The organism is Bradyrhizobium sp. CCBAU 11430 (genome assembly GCF_028128855.1).
GTDB classification, from domain to species: domain Bacteria; phylum Pseudomonadota; class Alphaproteobacteria; order Rhizobiales; family Xanthobacteraceae; genus Bradyrhizobium; species Bradyrhizobium ottawaense.
Genome location: NZ_LBJV01000074.1, coordinates 99171 through 122872 on the forward strand (window position 1 = coordinate 99171; position 23702 = coordinate 122872).

At 65.3% G+C, this 23702-nt stretch carries 17 protein-coding genes; 15 read left to right on the plus strand and 2 right to left on the minus strand.

All coding sequences use genetic code 11. From position 1 onward, the window contains the following. Positions 1–115: 115 nt before the first annotated feature. Positions 116–1033: a LysR family transcriptional regulator gene (locus XI04_RS37285; protein WP_018315615.1), complete on the minus strand. Its 918-nt coding sequence runs from the start codon at positions 1031–1033 to the stop codon at positions 116–118. 119 nt (positions 1034–1152) lie between these two features. Here XI04_RS37285 and XI04_RS37290 point away from each other — a divergent pair, with 119 nt between their 5' ends. The 6 genes from XI04_RS37290 to XI04_RS37315 all read left to right on the plus strand — a co-directional run bounded on the left by XI04_RS37290 (position 1153) and on the right by XI04_RS37315 (position 6729). Next, entirely contained in the window at positions 1153–1968 is an 816-nt protein-coding gene (locus XI04_RS37290; RefSeq protein ID WP_028143392.1) for a putative hydro-lyase, read from the plus strand. Between the two features lie 88 nt (positions 1969–2056). Further along, a complete protein-coding gene (locus XI04_RS37295; protein ID WP_026201530.1) occupies positions 2057–3301 on the plus strand; it encodes an ABC transporter substrate-binding protein in 1245 nt (414 codons plus the stop codon). Positions 3302–3496: 195 nt separating this feature from the next. After that, the gene (locus tag XI04_RS37300) at positions 3497–4330 is read left to right on the plus strand and encodes a branched-chain amino acid ABC transporter permease (protein ID WP_240536472.1); all 834 of its coding nucleotides are present in this window, start codon (positions 3497–3499) and stop codon (positions 4328–4330) included. After that, on the plus strand, positions 4330–5313 hold the full coding sequence (locus tag XI04_RS37305; protein ID WP_028143390.1) for a branched-chain amino acid ABC transporter permease: 984 nt from the start codon (positions 4330–4332) through the stop codon (positions 5311–5313). Before XI04_RS37300 ends, XI04_RS37305 begins: the two co-directional genes overlap by 1 nt. Further along, positions 5310–6041, plus strand: coding sequence for an ABC transporter ATP-binding protein (locus XI04_RS37310; RefSeq protein ID WP_028143389.1), 732 nt, complete (start codon positions 5310–5312; stop codon positions 6039–6041). Before XI04_RS37305 ends, XI04_RS37310 begins: the two co-directional genes overlap by 4 nt. Then, on the plus strand, positions 6025–6729 hold the full coding sequence (locus XI04_RS37315; protein ID WP_028143388.1) for an ABC transporter ATP-binding protein: 705 nt from the start codon (positions 6025–6027) through the stop codon (positions 6727–6729). The genes XI04_RS37310 and XI04_RS37315 overlap by 17 nt, the downstream gene beginning before the upstream one ends. 165 nt (positions 6730–6894) lie before the next feature. Here the strand turns inward: XI04_RS37315 and otnC are convergent, their stop codons facing one another. Then, the gene (gene otnC / locus XI04_RS37320; protein WP_271592664.1) at positions 6895–7581 is read right to left on the minus strand and encodes a 3-oxo-tetronate 4-phosphate decarboxylase; all 687 of its coding nucleotides are present in this window, start codon (positions 7579–7581) and stop codon (positions 6895–6897) included. Positions 7582–7685: 104 nt separating this feature from the next. Between otnC and ltnD the strand changes: the two genes are divergently transcribed. The 9 genes from ltnD to XI04_RS37365 all read left to right on the plus strand — a co-directional run bounded on the left by ltnD (position 7686) and on the right by XI04_RS37365 (position 23654). Then, positions 7686–8603 carry an L-threonate dehydrogenase gene (gene ltnD / locus XI04_RS37325; protein ID WP_028143386.1) on the plus strand — a complete coding sequence of 306 codons (918 nt, stop codon included), beginning with the start codon at positions 7686–7688 and terminating at the stop codon, positions 8601–8603. Between the two features lie 14 nt (positions 8604–8617). Beyond that, on the plus strand, positions 8618–9400 hold the full coding sequence (gene otnI / locus XI04_RS37330) for a 2-oxo-tetronate isomerase (RefSeq protein WP_028143385.1): 783 nt from the start codon (positions 8618–8620) through the stop codon (positions 9398–9400). After that, positions 9397–10671: a 3-oxo-tetronate kinase gene (gene otnK / locus XI04_RS37335; protein ID WP_271609343.1), complete on the plus strand. Its 1275-nt coding sequence runs from the start codon at positions 9397–9399 to the stop codon at positions 10669–10671. Before otnI ends, otnK begins: the two co-directional genes overlap by 4 nt. A gap of 168 nt (positions 10672–10839) precedes the next feature. After that, entirely contained in the window at positions 10840–12531 is a 1692-nt protein-coding gene (locus tag XI04_RS37340) for a methyl-accepting chemotaxis protein (protein WP_028143383.1), read from the plus strand. Positions 12532–12704: 173 nt separating this feature from the next. Further along, positions 12705–14897, plus strand: a complete 2193-nt coding sequence (locus XI04_RS37345) for a methyl-accepting chemotaxis protein (RefSeq protein WP_271609344.1) — start codon at positions 12705–12707, stop codon at positions 14895–14897. Positions 14898–15137: 240 nt separating this feature from the next. Then, positions 15138–16832 (plus strand): methyl-accepting chemotaxis protein, encoded by a 1695-nt coding sequence (locus XI04_RS37350; protein ID WP_038947730.1) that lies wholly within the window; start codon positions 15138–15140, stop codon positions 16830–16832. Positions 16833–17026: 194 nt separating this feature from the next. Continuing rightward, positions 17027–19123, plus strand: coding sequence for a methyl-accepting chemotaxis protein (locus tag XI04_RS37355; RefSeq protein WP_244625830.1), 2097 nt, complete (start codon positions 17027–17029; stop codon positions 19121–19123). Between the two features lie 168 nt (positions 19124–19291). Beyond that, complete coding sequence (locus XI04_RS37360; protein WP_271609345.1) at positions 19292–22471, plus strand: efflux RND transporter permease subunit; 3180 nt, start codon at positions 19292–19294, stop codon at positions 22469–22471. Then, positions 22458–23654, plus strand: a complete 1197-nt coding sequence (locus XI04_RS37365) for an efflux RND transporter periplasmic adaptor subunit (RefSeq protein ID WP_271609346.1) — start codon at positions 22458–22460, stop codon at positions 23652–23654. The genes XI04_RS37360 and XI04_RS37365 overlap by 14 nt, the downstream gene beginning before the upstream one ends. The last annotated feature ends 48 nt before the right edge of the window (positions 23655–23702 follow it).

Below are 23702 nucleotides of genomic sequence, written 5' to 3' on the forward strand. Positions count from 1 at the left end.
TCTCTCAGTTGTCATTCCGGGGCGGCTCGAAGAGCCGAACCCGGAATCTCGAGATTCCGGGTTCGATGCTGTCGCATCGCCCCGGAATGACGTTGAAGGTTGTCCGGCGCCTTTTTCAATGACGCGCCAGCGCGGGCGCGTCAACTGCGAGGCTGCTCTGCGCAATCTGCCGTGCAAGCTCGGCGACGCGCTCCACGGCGACGACGTCGGGCGAGGCGAGCCAGCTAGCGGTGAACGTCAGCGGTGCGATCGCAAGATCGGTGTCGAGCAGCTGTAACCGCCCGTCGGCGAGCTCGTTCTCGACGATCGCGTCGGGGATCACGGCGACGCCGAGGCCTTCGACCGCCATGTGGATAACGGTCGCTAGCGATGCGGACGCGTGCAGCCGGATCGGCGGCAGCTCCGGCCGGTCGAATACCTCGCGCACGACCTCGTAAGGCTTGGTCTTGCGCGGGAAGGTGATGATCGGAAACCGCGCAAGCTCCGCCGGTGTCACCCGGCCTTTGCCGAGGCCGAGCGAAGGGCTTGCGAGGAAGCCGATCGGGTAATCTGCGAGCACGCGATTATGCACGCCCGACGCCGACAACGGTCCGACCACGAAGGCAAGCTCGATCTCCTGCGCGAGCAGGCGCGCGGTGAGGTTGGGCGTGATGTCGACCTCGATCTCGAGCGATAGATTCGGATAGACCTGGTTCACGCTCTTCACGAGGCGCGGCAGCCAGGTGTGCACGATGGTCTCAGCGACGCCGAGCCGCATCACGCCGCGCATCGCCGAGCGGTCGCCGATCTCCGCCATCATCTGAGCGCGCAGGCCGATCAGCTTCTCCGCATAGACCATCATCTGCCGGCCGCTCGGCGTCGGCGAGGCGACGCGGTGGTCGCGGTTGAGCAGCTTGACGCCCATCTCGCGCTCGAGCTGGGCGATGCGCTGGGAGATCGCCGGCTGGGTCGTATTGAGCCGTGCTGCGGCGCCGCGGAAGCTGCCGAGCTTTACGACCCAGAGAAAAGTCTCGATCGACCTGAAGTCCAGCATTGAAAGGATTTTCCTTGCCGATAAAATAGATTTATCGATATCGATTAGAAAGGACGATTAGACTTTATAGCACGCTTGGTGTTGGCTGTCTTTGTCGAGTTTATAGGCAGGTCGATTACATGACTGTTTTGGTGGCAGTGCAGCAAACTGAAACGCCCGACGCCCTTCCGAGCCGCAAGGCGCGGCTTGCCTACCGGCAAGGGCTGGTCGCCTCCACCGCAGGCGTCGCCCCCGGCTTCGTCCAGGGCAATCTGGCGATCCTGCCGGCGGAATATGCCAGCGCCTTTCATCGCTTCTGCCAGCTCAATCCGAAGCCGTGCCCGATCATCGGCATGTCCGATGTCGGCAGTCCGCACATCCCTTCGCTCGGCGCCGATCTCGACATCCGCACCGACGTGCCGCGCTACCGCGTCTGGCGCGACGGCGAGGTCGTCGACGAGCCGACCGATGTGACGAAGCATTGGCGCGACGATCTCGTGACCTTCGTGCTCGGCTGCTCCTTCTCGTTCGAAGAAGCCTTGCTCGACGAGGGCATGCCGATCCGGCACATCGAGCGCAATGTGCGCGTGCCGATGTATCGTACCAACATCGCCTGCGGCGAGGCCGGTCCGTTCGCCGGCCCCATGGTGGTGTCGATGCGTCCGTTCAAGCCTTCGGATGCGATCCGCGCGGTGCAGATCACCTCGCGCTATCCCGCCGTGCACGGCGCGCCCGTCCATCTCGGCCATCCGCATCTGATCGGCATCAAGGACATCGCCAAGCCGGACTACGGCGATCCGGTGCCGGTCGCCGACGACGAGATTCCGGTGTTCTGGGCCTGCGGCGTGACGCCGCAATCCGTCATCAACGCCGCCAAGCTCCCGTTCGCGATCACGCATTCGCCCGGCCTGATGCTGGTGACGGATCTCAAGAACAGGACCATGGCCGTGATTTAATGGGCAGCGTATGCTGCATGTTAGGGCTTTACTGCATCCATCAATCGCTTCATTCGATCAGCCGAAATTCAGTACAGGGGACTTTGCCATGACGATCACTCGCCGCGACGTGTTGTTGGGAGCCACCGCGACTGCCGCACTGGTGCCGCTGGCGGCGCGCGCACAGACTTCCGAAGTCGTGATCGGCGTCATCTATCCGTTCTCCGGCGGCAGCGCGCAGCAGGGCGTCGATGCGCAGAAGGCCTATGAGACCGCGCTCGAGGTCATCAACAAGGACACCGATTTCGACCTGCCGCTGGCGAAGGGCGAGGGCCTGCCGGGCCTCGGCGGCGCCAAGGTCCGCCTCGTGTTCGCCGATCACCAGGCCGATCCGCAGAAGGGCCGCGCCGAAGCCGAGCGCCTGATCACGCAGGAGAAGGTCTCAGCCATCATCGGGACCTATCAGAGCGCCGTCGCCGTCACGGTGAGCCAGATCTGCGAGCGCTACCAGGTCCCGTTTGTGTCCGCCGACAATTCCTCGCCCAGCCTGCATCGCCGCGGCCTGAAGTACTATTTCCGCGCCGCGCCGCATGACGAGATGTATTCGGCCGCCATGTTCGACTTCTTCGACGCCATGAAGAAGAAGGGCACCAAGATCGAGACGCTGTCGCTGTTCCACGAGGACACTATCTTCGGTACCGATTCCGGCAACGCCCAGGCCAAGATCGCCGGCGAGCGCGCCTACAAGATCGTCACCGACATCAAGTATCGCGCCAACTCGCCCTCGCTCTCGGCCGAGGTGCAGCAGCTCAAGTCCGCGAATGCCGACGTGCTGATGCCCTCGAGCTACACCACCGACGGCATCCTCCTGGTCAAGACCATGGCCGAGCTCGGCTACAAGCCGAATGCGATCGTGGCGCAGGACGCCGGCTTCTCCGAGAAGGCGCTCTATGATGCCGTCGGCGACAAGCTCGAAGGCGTGATCTCGCGCGGCACCTTCTCGCTCGACCTCGCGCAGAAGCGCCCGATGGTCGGCAAGATCAACGAGATGTTCAAGACGCGGTCGGGCAAGGACTTCAACGACCTCACCTCGCGCCAGTTCATGGGCCTGATCATCCTCGCCGACGCCATCAGCCGCGCCAAGTCGACCGACGGCGAGAAGATCCGCGATGCGCTGGCCGCGACCGACATCCCGGGCGAGCAGACCATCATGCCCTGGAAGCGCGTCAAGTTCGACGAGATGGGCCAGAACAACGACGCCGACCCGGTGCTGCTGCAATATATCGGCGGCAAGTTCGTCACCATCTTCCCGCCGCAGGCCGCGATCGCCGAGGCGGTCTGGCCGATGAAGTAAGACTGGGACGCGGGAGCTCAGATGCAGCTCCCGCCCTCATCCCGAGGAGCGGGCGTAGTCCGCGTCTCGAAGGACGAGGGCTGGCCATCCTTCGAGACGCGCGCCTGAGCGCGCTCCTCGGGATGAGGATCTATTTCGGGGGACGGACTTTTGACAGCGCAAGCCATTATCCAGAGTCTCGCGAGCGGCCTCCTCATGGGGCTGTTGTACGGACTGATCGCGGTCGGCCTCGCGCTGATCTTCGGCCTGATGGACGTCACGAACTTCGCTCATGGCGAGTTCCTGATGATCGCGATGTACCTGTCCTTCTTCCTGTTCGCGTTCTTCGCGATCGACCCCTTGCTTTCGGCGCCGTTGGTCGCCGCGGCGCTCTTTATCTTCGGAGCGGTGGTCTACTTGCTCATTGTACGCTTCGCCATGCGGGCCAAGGCCAACGCCGGCATGGTGCAGATCTTCACCACGTTCGGCCTTGCCATCGTGATGCGGGGCCTGGCGCAGTTCTTCTTCACGCCTGATTATCGCAGCATTCCGCAATCCTGGCTCGGTGGCAAAACCATCTCGGTCGCCGGCATCTTCCTGCCGGAGCCGCAGCTGGTCGGTGCGCTGGTCTCGATCCTCGCCTTTGCCGGCCTCTACTTCTTCATCCATCGCACCGATTTCGGCCGCGCGCTGGAAGCCACCCGCGAAGATCCCGGTGCGGTCGCGCTGGTCGGCATCGACAAGAACCGCGTGTTCGCGTTCGGCTGGGGCCTTGGTGCCGCGCTGGTCGGTCTCGCTGGCGCGATCATGGCGAGCTTCTTCTATATCTATCCCGATGTCGGCGCGTCCTTTGCGCTGATCGCCTATGTCACGGTGGCGCTCGGCGGCTTCGGCAGCGTGTTCGGCGCCTTTGCCGGCGGCATCATCGTCGGCCTCGTCGAAGCGACCACCGCGCTGGTGCTGCCGCCGTCGCTGAAATCGGTCGGCATCTACGCGGTCTATCTGCTGGTCGTCTTCATCCGGCCGCGCGGCCTGTTCGGATCGATCTGATGGACAAGGATTTTGCAGCGCGGCGCCGCCGCGACCTCATCATCGCCGCGGTGCTCGCCGCGATTGCCGCAGCGACGCCATTGTTCGTGAAGGACGTCGTCGTCCAGAACATCCTGATCCTGACGCTGATGTATGCGGGCCTGTCGCAGAGCTGGAACATCCTGTCCGGCTATTGCGGGCAGATCTCGCTCGGGCACGCGCTGTATTTCGGCCTGGGCGCCTACACCACCGAGCTGCTGTTCACGAAGTTCGGCGTGCTGCCCTGGTTCGGCATGCTGGCGGGCGGCGTCGTGTCGGCGCTGATCGCGATGGGGCTCGGTTATCCCTTCTTCCGCCTGCGCGGCCATTACTTCGTGATCGCCACCATCGTCATCGCCGAGATCGGCTTGCTTCTGTTCCACAACTGGGAATGGGCCGGCGCCGCGATGGGCATCACCATTCCAATCCGCGGCGACAGCTGGCTGAAATTCCAGTTCCTGCGCACCAAGCTGCCGTACTTCTATTTCGCGCTGGCGCTGTGCTGCCTCGCCTGGTTCGTTACCTGGTGGCTGGAGAACTCGAAATGGGGATTCTGGTGGCGTGCGGTAAAGGACAATCCGGACGCGGCCGAGAGCCTCGGTGTCGACGTGTTCAATTCCAAGATGGGCGCGGCCGCCGTCTCCGCCTTCCTGGTCGCGGTGGGTGGCAGCTTCTATGCCCAGTTCGTCTCCTACATCGATCCTGAAAGCGTCATGGGCTTCCAGTTCTCGCTCTTGATGGCGCTGCCCGCCGTGCTCGGCGGCATCGGCACCCTGTGGGGTCCGGTGCTAGGGGCCGCCATCCTGATCCCGCTGACGGAGCTGACCCGCTTCAAGTTCGGCGGCTCCGGGCGCGGTGTCGACCTCATCGTCTACGGTACGCTGATCGTCCTGATCTCGCTGGCCTTGCCGCGGGGACTGCTCAGCCTGTTTTCACGCCGGAAGAAGACGGGGGCCGCACGATGACCGCGCTTCTTGAAACCCGCGGCGTCTGGCAGCGGTTCGGCGGCCTCGTCGCCAACAGCGACGTCTCGATCTCGGTCGGCCGCGGCGAGATCGTCGGCCTGATCGGCCCCAACGGCGCCGGCAAGTCGACGCTGTTCAATCTCATCGCCGGCGTTCTGCCGCCGACGCAAGGCTCGATTCTCTTCGACGGCGAGGACGTCACCCACATGCCGGCGGCCGAACGCTGCCAGCGCGGCGTCGGCCGCACCTTCCAGGTCGTCAAGAGTTTTGAGACCATGACGGTGATCGACAATGTCATCGTTGGCGCGCTGGTGCGCAACACTGTGATGCGCGAGGCCCGTCGCAAGGCGCACGAGGTCTTGGAGTTCACCGGCCTTGCCGCGCGCGCCGACGTGCTTGCCAGCGACCTCGTGCCCGCCGAGAAGCGCCGTCTCGAAGTCGCCCGTGCGCTCGCGACCGAACCGAAACTGCTGCTGCTCGACGAAGTCCTCACCGGCCTGACGCCGACCGAAGCGCAGACTGGTGTCGCGCTGGTGCGCAAGGTGCGCGATGCCGGCATCACCGTGTTGATGGTCGAGCACGTCATGGAGATCGTGATGCCCTTGGTCGATCGCGCCATCGTGCTCGATCTCGGCAAGGTGCTGGTCGAGGGCAAGCCCGCCGATGTCGTTCGCGATCCCAAGGTGATCAGCGCATATCTGGGAGATCGTCATGCTCAGCGTGCGTGAAGTCACGACCGCCTATCAGGGCCTGGTCGCGATCTCCGCGATCTCGATCGAGGTCCAGAAGGGTGAGATCGTCTGCGTCGCCGGCGCCAACGGCGCGGGCAAATCGACGCTGCTCAAATCCATCGCCGGCGCCGAGCGGCCGCGTTCCGGCACGGTGACGTTCGACGGCAAGCGCCTCGACGGCATGGCGCAGCACCACATCACGGCGACCGGCATTGCCTATGTGCCGGAGAATCGCCGCCTGTTCCCGCGCCTGTCGGTGCGCGACAATCTGCGTCTCGGCAGCTATCTCTACCGCGGTGACGCGAACCGCGAGGGGCCGCTCGATCTCGTCTTCCAGCTGTTTCCCCGCCTGGCCGAGCGCCTGGAGCAGCGCGCCGAAACGCTAAGCGGCGGCGAGCAGCAGATGCTCGCGATCGGCCGCGCGTTGATGACGCGCCCGCGTCTGTTGATGCTGGACGAGCCCTCGCAGGGCATCATGCCAAAGCTTGTCGACGAGATTTTCCAGGCGGTGAAGCGCATCCGCGACGCCGGCATGACCGTGCTGATCGTCGAGCAGCGCATGGCCGAGTGCCTGGAGATCGCCGACCGCGCCTACATCCTGCAAACCGGCCGCGTGCTGATGCAGGGGCCCGCGGCTGAGATCAGGGGCAATCCCGACGTGAGGAAGGCGTATCTGGGGCTGTAGCTGCGGCGATTGTCTCCACAATCGCAACCGTCATCCTGAGGTGCGCACCCTTCGCGCGCCTCGAAGGATGAGCCGCGAGCGCCTGGAGCCCATCCTTCGAGGCTTCACCTTGCGATGCATCGCATCGCAAGGCTCGTACCTCAGGACGACGGCGGTGGGTGTGGTTCAATGCCCGTTCCCATGCTCCGGCAACGTCACCCCAAACACCTTCACCAGATCCGCCACCTGTTCCGGTGACAGATAGCGCGGGTTCATCCCCCGCAGCAGCAGATAGAGCTTCGCCGTCTCCTCCAGCTCCTCCGTCGCGAACACCGCGGCTTCCAGCGTGTCGCCGGCAACGACCGGGCCGTGATTGGCGAGCAGCACCGATGAATATTTCCCCGCCAGGCCCTTGATCGCATCCGCGACCGCGGGATCGCCGGGGCGGTAGTACGGCACGAGCGCGGTGGCGCCGCATTTCATCAGATAATAGGCCGTCATCGGCGGCAGCGCGGCGCGCGGGTCGATCTCGGGCAGCATCGAGAGCGCGACCGAGTGTGTCGAGTGCAGATGCACGATGGCGCGGGCACTGCCGCGCGTGTCATAGAGCGCGGTGTGCAGCGGAACTTCCTTGGTCGGGGCATCGCCCGACACCAGCTGGCCCTTCTCGTCCAGCCGCGACAGCTTCGCAGGATCGAGGAAACCGAGCGAGGCATTGGTCGGCGTCACCAGCCAGCCGCCGCCGTCCAGCCTGACGCTGATATTGCCGGAGGAGCCGGGCGTCAGCCCGCGCTCGAACAGGGACCGTCCGAAGCGGCAGATGTCCTCGCGCAGCCGCGTCTCGTTGCTCGCTTCAGGTTTCATGGCCGTCATGCCCGCTTGTCTCACGCTTTGGCAGCGCGGCCAAGGCGTGATATCGGTTCGCCGAGCCGCCGCAAAAGCCGGCCGTCCGGGAAACGTTCGCAAGGGTTAGTTGCATGTCCGCCTCCACGTCACAAAATCAGCGCATCGCGGTCATCGGGCTCGGCTCGATGGGGTTTGGCATGGCGACCTCGCTGAAGCGCGCCGGCCACGCCGTCACCGGCTGCGACGTGTCGGCCGAGGCGGTGGCGCGTTTCGTCAAGGATGGCGGTGCGGGTGCCAAAACGCCGGCCGAGGCGGCCAAGAGCGCGGACATCGTCGTCAGCGTCGTCGTCAATGCCGCGCAGACGGAAGCCGTCCTGTTCGGCAAGGATGGGGCCGCCGAGACCATGCCTGAAGGCAGCGTCTTCGTATCCTCCGCCACGATGGACCCCGACGTGGCACGACGCCTTGCCAAGCAGCTGGAGGCGACCGGCCGGCATTATCTGGATGCACCGATTTCCGGCGGGGCGCAGCGCGCCGCGCAAGGCGAGCTGACGATCCTCGCCTCCGGCAGCCCCACAGCGTTCGCGAAGGCGCGGCCTGCGCTCGATGCCATGGCCGCAAAGCTCTACGAGCTCGGCGATGCCGCCGGCCAGGGCGCCGCCTTCAAGATGATCAACCAGCTGCTCGCCGGCGTGCACATCGCCGCCGCCTCGGAGGCGATGGCATTCGCCGCCAAGCAGGGCCTCGACATCCGCAAGGTCTATGAGGTGATCACGGCCTCCGCCGGCAATTCCTGGATGTTCGAGAACCGCATGCCGCACGTGCTCGACGGCGACTACACACCGCGCAGCGCCGTCGAGATCTTCGTGAAAGATCTCGGCATCATCCAGGACATGGCGCGCAGCGCGCGATTCCCGGTGCCGGTCTCCGCCGCCGCGCTCCAGATGTTCCTGATGACATCGGCCGCGGGCATGGGCCGGGACGACGACGCCTCGGTGGCGCGGATGTATGCGCAGGTCACCGGCGTCAAGCTGCCCGGCGACAAGTAACGAAGAGGACGCCAATGCCCCGTTTCGCCGCCAATCTCTCGATGATGTTCACCGAGGTGCCGTTCCTCGATCGCTTCGATGCCGCAGCCCAGGCTGGCTTCACCGCGGTCGAGTTTCTCTTTCCCTATGAGCATCCGGCCGAGGCGGTCGGCGACCGCCTCAAGCGCAACGGCCTGACCCAGGCGCTGTTCAACCTGCCGCCGGGCGACTGGAACGCCGGCGAGAAGGGCTTTGCGGCGCTCCCCTCGCGCTTCTCCGATCTCAAGGCGGGCCTGGAGACGGCGCTGCCTTACGCCAAGGCGACCGGCGTCAAGCGCCTGCACCTGATGGCCGGCATCGCCAACCGCGGCGAGCGCGTCGCGATCGAGGCATTCTACAAATCGGTGGCATGGGCTGCGGAGTTCTTCGCCCCGCACGGCATCGATATCGTGCTCGAGCCGATCAATGCGCGCAACGTGCCCGGCTACTTCCTCAACGATTTCGGCTTTGCGCGCGATCTGATCCAGGAACTGAGGCTTCCGAACCTCAAGCTCCAGTTCGACATCTATCACTGCCAGATCATCCATGGCGACGTCACGATGCGGCTGCGCGAGATGATGCCGATCATCGGCCACATCCAGATCGCCAGCATCCCTTCGCGCAACGAGCCTGACGGGGAGGAGCTGAACTATCCGTTCCTGTTCGAAGAGCTCGACCGCCTCGGCTATGCCGGCTTCGTCGGCTGCGAGTACAATCCGCGCGGCAAGACCACGGATGGCCTTGCCTGGTTCAAGCCTTACGCTGGAGTGAAGCCGTGACACTTGCGTTGGGCTGCATCGCCGACGATTACACCGGCGCTTCCGATCTCGCCAACACGCTGACGCGCGCGGGCCTGCGCACCGTGCAGACCATCGGCGTGCCCGCCGACGATCTCGCACTGCCCGAGGTCGATGCCGTCGTGGTGTCGCTGAAGAGCCGCTCGATCGAGGCCGGCCTTGCCGTGTCGCGTTCGCGCGCGGCGGATCAGTGGCTGCGCGGCCGCGGCGCCGGCCACGTGCTGTTCAAGATCTGCTCGACCTTCGATTCCACGGACGCCGGCAATATCGGCCCGGTGATGGACGCGCTGCGTGCCGATAGCGGCGAAGGTGCCGTGCTGGTGACGCCGGCCTTCCCGGAGACCGGCCGCACCGTCTACCAGGGCAACCTCTTCGTCGGTGCCGTGCCGCTCAACGAGAGCCCGCTGAAGGACCATCCGCTCAACCCGATGCACGATTCCAACCTGGTGCGCGTGCTGGCGCGCCAGAGCGGGACGCAGATCGGTCTCGTCGATCTCGCCACCGTCACGCGCGGCGCAGATGCCGTGCGGGCGCGGCTGGCCGAGCTGGCGGGCAAGGGCATTGGCGCTGCCATCATCGACGCGGTCTTCGACCGCGACCTCGAGACCATCGGCCTCGTCGCCGCCGAACATCGGCTGTCGGTCGGCGCCTCCGGCATCGGCCTCGGGCTCGCGTGTGCGCTGGTGTCAACGGGTAAAGTCAAATCGGCCGGGGCGAACGGCGAGACCGGCATTGCCGTCGGCGGACCGGCGGCCTGCCTCGCCGGGAGCTGCTCTCAGGCGACGCTTCAGCAGATCGCCAACGCCGAACGCGTCATGCCGGTGCTTCACCTCGATCCGGACCGTATCGTTACGGGGGGCGGCGAAGCACAGCGTGCGCTGGACTGGGCGAGACCGCGGCTTGCGGAGGGGCCGGTGTTGATCGCCTCGAGCGCGACGCCCGATCAGGTCGCCGCACTGCAGGCGCGGCACGGTCGCGACGCGGCCGGCCACGCGATCGAGCAGACCATGGCCGACATCGCGGAAAGCCTTGTAAAATCAGGCGTGCGGCGACTGATCGTTGCCGGCGGCGAGACCTCCGGTGCGGTGGTCGATCGGTTGAAGATTCCCGGATTTCTCGTCGGAGTGGAAATCGCGGCAGGTGTCCCGGTGCTGCATGCGGTGGGCGCGCAAGCCGACATGCTGCTCGCTCTGAAGTCCGGAAACTTCGGCGGCGGTGAATTTTTCTCCGACGCGCTTAGGCTCATGCGCTGAGCGCAGAGCATTTTTAGCGACGTGTTCATCTCTTTGAGGCTCCGTACTCGTACGGAGTCGTAGTTAACATCTGCGCAGGTGCTCTGGTGTTGGATGTTGGTGCTGCTCCCTTTGGTTGATTCGTAATACCTCCGGACGCGCACCGCGCCAGCACAAAGAGACCCGATTATGCTTGCCACCATTTCCATCCGCGCCAAGATCATCAGTGTCGTGGCGTTCCTGCTGGTCGCAATGGCCGGCATGGGTCTCCTGGCCGTCATGAAAATGCGGTCGATGAACGCCAACACGATCGACATCACCACGAGCTGGATGCCCAGTGTGCGAGTGCTTGGCGAGCTGCGTGCGAGCGTCATCACCTATCGCAACGTGGTCCGCCAGCACATGCTTTCCGAAACACTGGACGAGAAGCTCGCCAACGAGAAGACGGGTGTGACGGTGATCGAGGCGCTCGCCAAGATCCGCGGCCGGTACGAGCCAATGATCACCTCGCCGGAGGAGCGGGCGCTCTACAACCAGTGGGCAAAACTCTGGGACGACTACAAGAAGGGCACCGAGGAGGTGATGGCGCTCTCGCGCAAGGAGGCCGGCAAGGTCCCGCACGAAGCCCAGGAACTGAACAGCAAGACGGTCAACAAGATCGGTCTTGCGTCGGATGAGGTCCTGATGAAGGACATCGAGCTCAACACCAAGGGTGGCGATCAGGCGGCTCAGGATGCCGCGGACAGCTACTCCTATGCTTTTATGCTGGTCTCGATCATTCTCGGCGCCGCCGTCATCATCGGCATCGGCGTCGGCTTCTATCTCGTCCAGGACGTCTCGAAGGGCATCAACTCGATCATCGAGCCGATGCAGGCGCTGGGCAAGGGCGACCTCTCCGCCGAAGTCCCGCACCGGGGCGAGAAGACCGAGATCGGCGCCATGGCCGACGTGCTCCAGATCTTCAAGGAGGCGCTGATCGCCAAGAAAGCCGCCGACGAGGCTGCGGCCACGGATGCCGAAGCCAAGATCGAGCGCGGCCGCCGCGTCGACAACATCACCCGCGAATTCGAAACCATGATCGGCGAGATCGTCCAGACCGTGTCGTCGGCCTCGACCCAGCTGGAAGCCTCCGCCTCGACGCTGACCTCGACCGCCGACCGCTCCCAGAGGCTGGCGACCACCGTTGCCAGCGCTTCGGAGGAAGCCTCGACCAACGTGCAGTCGGTGGCCTCGGCCACCGAGGAGATGGCTTCGTCGGTCGGCGAGATCAGCCGTCAGGTGCAGGAATCGGCGCGGATGGCGGGCGATGCCGTCGGCCAGGCGCGCGCCACCACCGAGCGGGTCAGCGAGCTTTCCAAGGCGGCGTCCCGCATCGGCGACGTGGTCGAGCTGATCAACACCATCGCCGGCCAGACCAACCTGCTGGCGCTGAACGCGACCATCGAGGCCGCACGTGCCGGCGAGGCCGGCCGCGGCTTCGCCGTGGTGGCCTCCGAGGTGAAGGCGCTCGCCGAGCAGACCGCGAAGGCCACCGGTGAGATCGGTCAGCAGATCTCCGGCATCCAGGCGGCGACCAACGACTCGGTCGGCGCCATCAAGGAAATCTCCTCGACCATCGAGCGCCTGTCGGAAATCTCGTCGGCGATTGCGGCGGCGGTGGAAGAGCAGGGCGCGGCGACCCAGGAGATCGCCCGCAACGTGCAGCAGGCCGCGCAAGGTACCCAGCAGGTCTCCTCCAACATCACCGACGTGCAGCGCGGGGCGACCGAGACCGGCACGGCCTCCTCGCAGGTGCTGTCGGCGGCGCAAATGCTGTCGAACGATTCGGGCCGGCTGAAGAATGAGGTCAGCAAGTTCCTGACCAACGTGCGCGCGGCCTGATCCTTCGGGACAGGTATCAAACTACGCAAGAGCGGCGTCATCGGCGCCGCTCTTTGCTTTTGGCGCACCGCCCGGCCCCGGACTTATTTTTCACGTGGGTCATACGGTTCCAAATCTTTACGGGTTCCGAACGCGGGGAACTTTAAGTCCTCGCAGCATTTCGGAGGCCCATCGTGAAGCTGTTTTCGTTTTCTGCCATTCGCTCCATCCAGTTGAAGATTGCCCTGATCGCCGGCCTCTGCCTCGCGGTCACCTGCGTCGTGCTGATCGGCTACGGCCTCTTCTCCACGCAGAGCATGAACCAGTACGTGACCCACGAGGTCATGCAGCTGGTCGACAATCAGACCAAGGAAAGCCTGACGAACCGCGCTGCCACCGAAGCCAGCGCCATCAAGGCCGAGCTGGAGGTCGGATTTGATGCCGCGCGCACCATCGCGCATGCGTTCGCGACGCTGGCAGACGAGAAGACCGGCACCCCCATCGCAGCCCGGCGCGCCCAGTTCAACGCGCTGCTCCGCCACGTGCTCGAGCTCAATCCTGCTTTCAACGGTACCTATTCTGCCTGGGAGCCCGGCGCGCTGGATGGCGATGACGCGGCGTTCAAGGGCCGCAAGGAGGTTGGATCGGACAATACCGGCCGGTTCCTGCCCTATTGGACGCGCAATGCCAACGGCGACATCGCCGTTCAGCCGCTGGTCGAGTACGACAGCAGCGAGCGGCATCCCAACGGTCTGGTGAAGGGCGCCTGGTACATCAATCCGAACACGACGGGTAAGGAGAACATCCTCGGTCCGCTGCCCTACATCGTGCAGGGCAAGGCCGTCTTCCTGGCGACCATGTCGGTGCCGGTCATGATCGGCGGCAAGTTCCGCGGCGTTGCCGGCGCCGACTACAATCTCGACTTCGTGCAGAAGCTGGCCCTCAAGATCAATGCCTCGCTGTTCGAGGGCAAGGGCAAGGTCGCGATCCTCAACGATACCGGCCTGATCGTGGCCAACAGCGCCAATCAGGACGTGATCGGCAAGAACGCTTCGGCAGCCGATCCGCGCTGGAGCGAGAGCCTCGCCATCGTCAAGGCCGGCAAAAGCGCAGTGCAGGACGATCCGAAGTTCGCCAACATCGATATCTATGCGCCGATCCGCTTCGGGCTCACCGAGAATGCGTGGTCGGTCGTGATCTCGGTCCCGCGCGAGGTCGTGCTGGCGTCCGCACGGCAGCTGGATGCCTCGCTCAGTGCCCGCGCGACGTCGAGCACGTTCTGGCAGCTCGGTGTCGGCCTCGTCATCGTGCTGGCGGCGATCTTCTTGATCTCGTTCGCTGCACGCAAGATCGCGCGGCCGATCCAGGACTGCGCCAATTTCGCCGACGGCATCGCCAAGGGCGACTTCAACCAGCAGCTCAAGATCGATCAGGCCGACGAGGTCGGCAGGCTCGCGACGTCGCTGAGCTCGATGCAGGACGACATCAAGCGCAGGATCGAGCAGCGTGCCCAGGACCAGGCCGCTGCCGATCGCGAACGCAAGCGCACCATGAACGAGCTGGCCGACAGCTTCGAAGCGCAGGTGGGCGGTATCGTGGAAACGGTGTCCGCCGCATCCGGCGCGCTGGAAAGCTCGGCCGGATCGCTGAGCTCGACCGCCGAGCGGGCGCAAGAGCTCGCCTCCGTCGTCGCCACCGCATCCGACCAGGCATCTGGTAACGTGCAGTCGGTAGCCTCGGCGACCGAGGAGATGGCTTCGTCGGTCGGCGAGATCAGCCGTCAGGTGCAGGAATCGGCGCGGATGGCGGGCGATGCCGTCGGCCAGGCGCGCGCCACCACCGAGCGGGTCAGCGAGCTTTCCAAGGCGGCGTCCCGCATCGGCGACGTGGTCGAGCTGATCAACACCATCGCCGGCCAGACCAACCTGCTGGCGCTGAACGCGACCATCGAGGCCGCACGTGCCGGCGAGGCCGGCCGCGGCTTCGCCGTGGTGGCCTCCGAGGTGAAGGCGCTCGCCGAGCAGACCGCGAAGGCCACCGGTGAGATCGGTCAGCAGATCTCCGGCATCCAGGCGGCGACCAACGACTCGGTCGGCGCCATCAAGGAAATCTCCTCGACCATCGAGCGTCTCTCGGAGATCTCGTCGGCGATTGCGGCGGCGGTGGAAGAGCAGGGCGCGGCGACGCAGGAGATCGCCCGCAACGTGCAGCAGGCCGCGCAAGGTACCCAACAGGTCTCCTCCAATATCACCGACGTGCAGCGCGGAGCGACCGAGACCGGCACGGCGTCCTCGCAGGTGCTGTCGGCGGCGCAAATGCTGTCGAACGACTCGGGCCGGCTGAAGAATGAGGTCAGCAAGTTCCTGACCAACGTGCGCGCGGCATAAGTTCGCGCGCACAGCTATCGCTCCAGGAACGAGCGGCGTCAAAAGCGCCGCTCGTTTCCTTTTTTGCGGCCGGTAGCATGATGTTGCCTACAGGTAGCATCAAGGGGAAGCACCCGTAGACGCACGGTGGTTCCGTTTCATCGTTGGTTAAACTCGCTTTATGAGAATGACGCCAAGACGACTCGAACAGCGGCCGTCCGAATTGGAATGAACGAATAGTCAATTCATTTGGGGGCCCCAATGCGCAAGAATTTTCCCGTCACCGATGTCGAATATCCGGTCAGCGACGAGACGCTGATCGTTTCGCGCACCGATCTCAAGGGCAAGCTGACTTACTTCAACGAGGACTTCATCGCGGCCGCCGGGTTCACGTCCGAGGAGCTGATGGGCCAGCCGCACAATATCGTTCGCCACCCCGACATGCCGTCGGAGGCGTTCGACAATCTCTGGAACACGCTGAAGGCCGGCAAGCCCTGGCTCGGCGCGGTGAAGAACCGCCGCAAGAACGGCGACTTCTACTGGGTGCTGGCGACGGCCTCTCCGATCCGGGAGAACGGCCAGCTCAAGGGTTACACCTCGATCCGCACAAAACTGCCGGCCGATCAGCGCAAGCTCGCCGAGGAGGTCTACGCCGCGATCCGCGAGAAGACGGCGCATGGTTATCGCGTCGACGCCGGCATCATCCGCCGCCGCTCGTGGCTCGACCGTTTCAGCGTCTTCACGAGGACGTTGAAGGCGCGTCTCGTCACGACCATGGCGCTCCAGGCGCTGTTCATGCTCGGGCTCGGCATCGGCGGCGCGCTCGCTTCCGGTGGTTCGGCCAGCCTGATCCTGTCGGCGCTGGCCGTCGTCGGTGCCGTCGTCGTCGGTTTCGCGGGCCTTGCAACCATGCGTGCGATCCAGGGGCCGATGCAACAGCTCAACGACACCCTGGTCAACCTCGTGCAGGACAAGCTCGACAACCGCATCGTGATCGAGCGCGACGACGAGATCGGCGAGGCACTGCGCAACCTTCAGACCGTGCAGACCATCATCCGGTTCAGCCGCGACGAGGTGCAGGCGGTGCAGCGCCGTGCCGAGACGCAGCGCAAGGCCGACATGACCAAGCTTGCCGACGGCTTCGAGGCCGCGATCGGCGAGATCGTCGAGACGGTGTCGTCGGCCGCAACCGAGCTCGAGGCGTCAGCCTCGACGCTGTCCTCGACCGCGGGCCGGGCGCAGGAGCTGGCCACGGTGGTCGCATCTGGCTCGGAAGCAGCGTCCACCAATGTCCACTCGGTGGCGTCGGCCGCCGAAGAGATGTCGTCCTCGGTGCGCGAGATCGGCCGCCAGGTGCAGGACTCCTCCCGGATCGCGAGCGAGGCGGTCAGCCAGGCGCATGCCACCACCGAACGTGTCAGCGAATTGTCGCGGGCCGCATCGCGGATCGGCGACGTCGTCGAGCTCATCAATGCGATCGCCGGCCAGACCAATTTGCTGGCGCTCAATGCCACGATCGAGGCGGCGCGGGCCGGCGAGGCGGGTCGCGGCTTCGCCGTCGTGGCCTCCGAGGTCAAGGCGCTCGCCGAGCAGACGGCGAAGGCCACCGGAGAGATCGGCCAGCAGGTCGGCGGCATTCAGGCGGCGACGCAGGATTCGGTCAGTGCCATCGGCGAGATCAGCGGCACCATCGCGCGTTTGTCGGAGATTGCCGCAACGATCGCCGCGGCCGTGGAGCAACAGGGCGCGGCCACCCAGGAAATTGCCCGTAACGTTCAGCAGGCCGCCCAGGGTACCCAGCAGGTCTCGTCCAATGTCGGCGACGTCCAGCGCGGCGCCTCCGAAACCGGCTCGGCGTCCTCGCAGGTGCTGTCGGCGGCGCAGATGCTGTCCCGCGATTCCAATCGTCTCAAGCTCGAGGTCGGCAAGTTCCTCAACTCCGTCCGCGCCGCCTGAGGACAGCACGACGTACCAGCGTTGCACGCGCGCGTTATCGCGGGCAACGTTTTGATAAGCATATGCGGTGGCGCCCCCGGCAGCGCGGCCGCACTTTGACGTGAGACAACATCGCGTTGCGGGCTTCTTGTATCTCTCGTGAGGGTCGATTCCTTCGTCCAGAGGAAGCGGCACTCGGGAGAAGGAAGCCAGCGGTGCATCTCAGAATTGGCACGGTCCTACCGGTCATCATTTCGGCGCTTGCCTTGATGGGAGTGGCGGCCACCGGCTACACGGCCATTCACGCCTACCACGACCGTCAGGAGGCCGAGATCTTCGTCGGCCTCAACGGCATTTCGCAATCGTTGCTGCACAGCGCCGGGCAGTGGGCGAAGGAGCGGGGCATGACCAATGCGGCGCTGAATTCGCCCGAGGTGCTTCCGGCCGATCGCCGCTCTGAAATCGATGCTGTGCGCGCGACGTCGGATCGGGCCTTCCGCGATGCCGTGCAGCGCTTGCGTGGCGTCACGGCCATGAAGGGCGCCGAACAACGCATCTCGGAAGCCGAACGGGCATTCCAAAGCTTCGAGAGCCTGCGCCGCAGGGTCGATGCGAATCTGGCCAAGCCTGGGTCGGAGCGGGACGCCGAGGTGGTCAAGGCCTTTGCCCCGGCGATCACCGACTTGATCGAGGTCGCCGCCAACAGACTGCGCCTGACGCAGGAAACGCTGACCAGTTCGCCTTCGGCGGCCATGGCACGCCTCGTCGGCCTCCGGCACCTGACAGCGGAGATGGCAGAAAACGCCGGGCGCGAACGTGCGCTTCTCGGCGGGTTGATCAGTTCGCACGCGAAGCTCGCCGCGGACGGCATCGGCCGGATCGCGACCTTCCGCGGCCACGTGGAGCTCGCCTGGGAGACGGTTGCCCCGATCGCCGACCGCACCGACGTTCCGGCAGCACTCGCGCGAGCCATCAAGTCGGTGAATGAGGATTACTTTCAGACCTATGGCGCACTGCGTGCCGAAATCCTCGCCGCAGGTCCGAGCGGCGAGTACAAGATCGGCAGCCGCGATTATGTGAGCCGCGCGACGACGGCCATCAATTCCATTCTTGGGCTCGCGGATGCAATCGGCGCGGCGGCGGGTACGGAGGCCGCCGAACAGGCGAAGGCGAGCGCCTCCAACCTGATCATCAGCGTTGCAATCCTGCTTGCGAGCCTCGGCCTCACATTGCTGAGCTTCTGGGTCGCGGTTTCCAGGATCGTGCGTCCGCTCTCGGCACTGACGGCCGCGATGGACGAATTGGCCGGCGGCAATTTCGCAGTGGTTCTCCCCGGGCTTGGCCGCAAGGACGAGGTAGGCGACATGGCTCACGCGGTGGAGACGTTCAAGGTCAAGGCCGAGCAGAAGGCGCACGAGGTCGCGGACGCCAAGATCAGGCAGGACCAGATCGCGGCCGAACAGCGCCGTGCCGACATGCACCGGCTTGCCGGTCAATTCGAGACTGCAGTCGGCGAGATCGTGGACGCGGTGAGTTCGGCGTCGACCGAGCTGGAAGCCTCTGCCGGCGCGATGAACGTGACGGCCGCGCGGGCGCAGAAGCTCGCCGTCACCGTCGCCGACGGTTCGGAGGAAGCCTCCGCAAACGTCCAGTCGGTCGCGTCGGCGACCGAGCAGCTGTCGTCGTCCGTCAACGAGATCAGCCGCCGGGTGCAGGATTCGGCGCGAATGGCCAACGAAGCCGTTGATCAGGTCCGGCTGACCGACGGGCATATCGACGGATTGTCGAGAGCGGTCGCGAAGATTGGCGACGTCGTCGAACTGATCGACCAGATCGCGGGGCAGACCAATCTCCTCGCGCTCAACGCAACGATCGAGGCGGCGAGGGCCGGCGAGTCCGGTCGCGGCTTCGCGGTGGTGGCTTCCGAGGTCAAGGCCCTTGCCGCGCAGACCGCGAAGGCGACCGGTGAGATCGCGCAGCAGATCACCGGCATTCAGTCGGCGACCCAGGAATCCGTCGCGGCGATCCGCGACATCGGCGGCACCATCGCGCGGCTGTCCGAAATCGCTGCGGCCATTGCCGCGGCGGTGGAGGAACAGGGGGCGGCGACGCAGGAGATCACACGAAACGTGCAGCAGGCGGCCAAGGGCGCCCAGCAGGCCTCGTCCAATGTCGGCGAGGTCGAGCGGGGGGCCGCCGAGACCGGCGCGTCGTCCTCGCAGGTGCTGTCGGCGGCGCAGATGCTGTCCCGCGACTCCAATCGCCTCAAGCTCGAGGTCGGCAAGTTCCTGAACGCGGTCCGCGCCGCCTGAGACAGGCCGCCGCATAGCTGCGATGTCGATTTCGCAGTGCGGTAGCAGGGAAGTGAATGCAGGATAGTTCTGCTTATTAGCGTTTCCGGCGGTGCTCGGGTAAAGGGGAATGGGGATCGCCGTGGGGGCAGATTCCGTATTCTCATCTGACCCGGATTTGCCTGGCGCATGATTGCTCTGGTCCGTATTGCCCTGAGCCGGCCCTATACGTTCGTCGTGCTGGCACTCTTGCTGCTGATCATCGGACCGCTCGCGGCGCTGCGGACCCCGACCGACATCTTTCCGGACATCCGCATTCCCGTGATCGGCGTGGTCTGGCAGTACACCGGCCTGCCGCCGGACCAGATGTCGGGCCGCATCACCACGCCGTTCCAACGCGCGCTGACGACGACGGTCAACGACATCGAGCACATCACGGCCAATTCCTACAACGGCTTTGGCATCATCAAGATCTTCTTCCAGCCCAACGTCGACATCCGTACCGCCAACGCCCAGGTCACCGCGATCTCGCAGACGCTGATCAAGCAGATGCCGCCCGGCGCGACGCCGCCCTTGATCCTGAACTACTCGGCCTCCACCGTGCCGATCATCCAGGTGGCGCTGTCGGGCGACGGCCTGACCGAGCAGAACCTCGCCGATATCGGCATCAACAATCTGCGCACGCCGCTGGTCACCGTGCCCGGCGCGGCGATCCCCTATCCATTCGGCGGCAAGCAGCGCCAGGTCCAGATCGACCTCGATCCCACCGCGCTGCAGGCTCGCGGCCTGTCCGGCCAGGACGTCGCCAATGCGCTCGCCGCGCAAAACCTGATCACGCCGGTCGGCACCCAGAAGATCGGGCAGTTCGAGTACAACATCCAGCTCAACAACTCGCCGCTTCGGATCGACGAGCTCGGTAACCTCCCGATCAAGACCGTCAACGGCGCCATGGTCTATGTGCGCGACGTCGCCACCGTGCGCGACGGCAATCCGCCGCAGACCAACATCGTCCATGTCGACGGGAACCGCTCGGTGCTGATGATGGTGCTGAAGGCGGGCGCGACCTCGACGCTCGACATCATCGCCGGCATCAAGCAGAAGGTCATCGACGTCAAGGACCAGCTCCCCGACGCGCTCAAGATCGGCTTCATCGGTGACCAGTCGGTGTTCGTCCGCGGCGCGATTCAAGGCGTCGCCGTCGAAGGCGTGATCGCGGCCCTGCTCACCAGCGTCATGATCCTGTTGTTCCTCGGCAGCTGGCGCTCGACCATCATCATCGCGGTCTCGATCCCGCTGTCGGTGCTGGGCGCCATCATCATGCTGTCGGCGATCGGCGAAACGCTCAACATCATGACGCTCGGCGGGCTCGCGCTCGCGGTCGGCATCCTCGTCGACGACGCCACCGTCACGATCGAGAACATCAACTACCACCTGGAGCAGGGCAAGCCGGTCGAGCAGTCGATCCTCGACGGCGCCAACCAGATCGTGACGCCGGCCTTCGTCTCGCTGCTCTGCATCTGCATCGTGTTCGTGCCGATGTTCTTCCTCTCGGGCGTCGCGCGCTTCCTGTTCGTGCCGATGGCGGAAGCCGTGATGTTCGCGATGATCTGGTCGTTCATCCTGTCGCGCACGCTGGTGCCGACCATGGCGAACTATCTGTTGCAGGCGCATGTCCATCACGAGGGCGGGCCGCCGAAATCGCGCAATCCGCTCGTCTGGTTCCAGCGTGGCTTCGAGGCACGGTTCGAGCGCATCCGCGGCGGCTACCATGGCTTCCTCGGGCTGGCGCTGGCGCACCGCGCGGTGTTCGTGATCGGCTTCCTTTGTGTGGTCGGCGCGTCCTTCGCGCTGGTGCCGTTCCTCGGTCGCAACTTCTTCCCCGCGGTCGATGCCGGCAACATCCTGATGCATGTCCGCACCCAGGTCGGCACCCGCGTCGAGGAGACCGCCAACCAGCTCGCCGACGTGCAGAAGGCGGTCCGCAAGCTGATCCCGGGCGAGATCGAGACCATGACCGACAACATCGGCATGCCGATCTCCGGCATCAACATGACCTACAACAACACCGGCGTGATCGGCCCGCAGGACGGCGACATCCAGATCAAGCTGAGAGAAGGCCACAAGCCGACCGAGGAACACGTACGCGTGCTGCGTGAGCAATTGCCGCGGCTATTCCCCGGCGTCAGCTTCGCGTTCCTCCCTGCAGACATCGTCAGCCAGATCCTGAATTTCGGCGCGCCGGCGCCGATCGACCTGCAGATCCGCGGCGCCAATCTCAGTGCCAATTTCGTTTACGCCAACAATCTGCTGGCCAAGGTCCGCAGGATTCCCGGCGTTGCCGATGCACGGATCCAGCAGTCGCCGAACGCGCCGACCTTCAACATCGATGTCGACCGGACCCGCGCGCAATATGTCGGCCTGACCGAGCGCGACGTCACCAACAGCCTCGTGGTCAATCTCGCCGGCTCCTCGCAGGTGGCGCCGACCTACTATCTCAACCCCGAGAACGGCGTGTCCTACTCGATCGTGATGCAGACGCCGCAGTACCAGATCGATTCGCTCAGCGCGCTGCAGACGCTGCCGATCACCGCGGCCGGCAATGCGCAGTCGCCGATCCTCGGCGGCATCGCCGACATCAGGCGTTCCAGCTCGAGCGCGGTTGTCTCGCAATACGACATCCAGTCGATGGTGCAGATCTTTGCGACGACCTCGGGCCGCGATCTCGGCGCGGTCGCCGCCGATATCCGCAAGGTGATCGCCGACACTGCCAAGGAAGTGCCGAAGGGCTCTTCGGTAGTGCTGCTCGGGCAGGTGCAGACCATGAACAGCGCCTTCACCGGCCTGTTGTTCGGTCTGCTCGGTGCCGTCGTGCTGATCTACTTCCTGATCGTTGTGAACTTCCAGTCCTGGTCCGATCCGTTCGTGATCATCACGGCGCTGCCGGCCGCGCTCGCCGGCATCGTCTGGATGCTGTTCGCGACAGGGACGACGCTGTCGGTCCCCGCGCTCACCGGCGCCATCATGTGCATGGGCGTTGCCACCGCCAACAGCGTGCTCGTGATCTCCTTCGCGCGCGAACGCTACGAGGAACTCGGTGATCCCATTGCCGCCGCGCTGGAAGCCGGCTTCGTCCGGTTCCGCCCGGTGCTGATGACCGCGCTCGCCATGATCATCGGCATGGCGCCGATGGCGCTGGGGATGGGCGAGGGCGGCGAGCAGAATGCGCCGCTCGGCCGCGCCGTGATCGGCGGCCTGATCTTTGCAACCTTCGCCACGCTGATGTTTGTTCCCGTGGTGTTCAGCATGGTCCACAAGAAACAAGGCGCCAAAGCCGCCGCCCCATTGGAGACCCCGCATGTCGCCCACTGAACCCCGCCCCCCGGTGTCGCACCGGAAACTGGGCATCTTCGGCGTGGTGGCGCTGATCGCGGCCGGCCTCGTCGTCGGCACCGGCATCCGCGCGCGCGAGGAGCAGGGCTCCCAATTGAAGGAATGGACCGATGATCAGGCCGTTCCCAGCGTCGCGGTAACCCAGCCCAGCGCCAAGGCGCTCAATGCTACCATCGATCTGCCGGGCCGGCTGGAAGCCTATTATCGCGCCCCGATCTTCGCCCGCGTGTCGGGCTATCTGAAGAGCTGGAGCGCCGATATCGGTGCCCGCGTCAAGGCCGGGCAGGTGATCGCCGAGATCGAGGCGCCGGACCTCGATCAGCAACTGCTGCAGGCTAGAGCCGACCTCGCCAGCCAGCAGGCCAGCGCCAGGCTGTCGGAAGCAACGCTGAACCGGCGCAAGACGCTGGTCGCCTCGAACTTCGTCTCGGCGCAGGAGATCGACGAGCGCACTGCCGATCTCTCCAACAAGAACGCCGCGGTCAATTCGGGCAGGGCCAATGTCGAGCGGCTGGAAGCGCTGGCCGGCTACAAGAAGATCACCGCGCCGTTCGACGGCGTCGTCACCGCGCGCGACACCGATGTCGGCGCGTTGATCAATGCCGGTGGCGGCTCGGGCCCGGCGATGTTCGTGATCTCCGACATCACCAAGCTGCGCGTCTACGTCAACGTGCCCCAGAACTACGTGCCGGCGATCAAGATCGGCGCCAAGGCCACCATCGCGCTGCCGGAGTATCCGAACCGGACGTTCCAGGCGACGGTGGAGGCGTCCTCGCAGGCCGTCGACGTCGCCTCCGGCACCACGCGCATGCAACTCGGGCTCGACAATTCGAACGGAGAGCTGATGCCCGGCGGCTATGCCAGCGTCAAGCTCAACCTCCAGCGCGATTCCGCGCCGCTCAGCATCCCCGCCAGCGCGTTGATCTTCAACAGCAACGGGCTGCGCGTCGCGACCGTCGGGACTGATGACAAGGTGCTGTTCAAGCCGGTGACCATCGCCCGCGACCTCGGCCGCGAGATCGAACTCGCCTCGGGCATATCAGCGGACGACCGCGTCATCACCGCGCCGCCGGACGGCCTCTCGGACGGCGATGCGGTGCGCGTGGTCGGCGCCAAGGCCAAGCCGGCGACCGCGTCGGAAAAGCAGGCGCCGAAGGGGTAGGGCGGTCTCGTGCCCCGGACGCAGCGCCGCACGCAGTGATGCGCTGCA